2 protein-coding genes are annotated in these 983 nt (G+C 40.7%); both read right to left on the bottom strand.

Going from position 1 to position 983, the window contains the following annotated elements:
* Positions 1-16 precede the first annotated feature (16 nt).
* Positions 17-706, bottom strand: coding sequence for a type 4a pilus biogenesis protein PilO (locus A3735_RS23190; protein ID WP_156499858.1), 690 nt, complete (start codon positions 704-706; stop codon positions 17-19).
* Positions 706-983: PilN domain-containing protein (locus tag A3735_RS23185; protein ID WP_197485997.1), on the bottom strand; the 278-nt coding region annotated here is incomplete at its 5' end. The genes A3735_RS23185 and A3735_RS23190, both read right to left, overlap by 1 nt.

The raw sequence follows: 983 nt of genomic DNA, 5'->3' as shown, positions 1-983 counted from the left end.
GACAAGAAAATTTTATTCAATATCTTCTCCTCCCTTTCTTCTTCTTAGATTGCCTACTTTTTTCTCTGTCTGCCTCAGTACCATAACGATATGTCTTCGCTTGCACAGTCATTTGCAGCTTATGACTGCTGCGCCCCTGACTATTTCCTTTAGACTTACTCTGCGTCTTGGAAATATTCATATCATGCAAAGTCACGATTCGTGGCAAGCTTGCAACACCACTCACAAAAGATGCGATGTCGTGATAAGTACCCGCAACCACGATTTCCATTGGTAATTCAACATAGAACTCTTTGGAAACCTCTGGCTTCAACTGAATGGATTCAATTTCCAAACCGCTTCCTAGCCCGGTATTGGTAATATCTTCAAGTAGGCCCGGAACCTCTGTTTTTGCAGGCAACTGCTTAAGAAGTACACCGAAAGACTTTTTCATATCTTCCATCTGTAAGCGAAAAGCCTCAAGATTTGCTACTTTATAAGCTCTACTTTCATACTGCTGCTTCAAGCTTGCTTCTTCTGCAGCGACTCTATCAAATTCGGTATATTGATCCTGAATCAGAAAGAAATAACCGCCTATAAGCAGCGCTAAAAAGACAACAACTAATACAATTGCTTTAACAGGTGTAGGCCATGAGCCTGCATTATTAAAGTCTATATCATTGGGATCAAAGCCTTTCAGGCTTTCCATAGATTCAGAAAAACCCACTATTTAGTCCCCTTTTCACTTGATTCCTGATCTTCAGCTAACTCAGGGGTCACCTGCTTAACACTAAGATCAAAACTATTTAGAGTCCCGTCATCACCTTTAATCGCACTCACGTCTTTCAGATTAGGGTTAGAAAACCAGACTGATGTTTCAAAGTTTCGCATCAAACCTGAAATACGGTTATTAGATTCAGCCAAACCCGTAATCTCTATGAGATCCTCTTTTCGCTCAAGGCTTTCATAATAAAGGCCATCTGGAAGTGTTCTCACCAACTCAT

It is taken from the genome of Oleiphilus sp. HI0061 (assembly GCF_001635675.1).
This window is presented reverse-complemented; position numbering and strand designations above follow the sequence as displayed.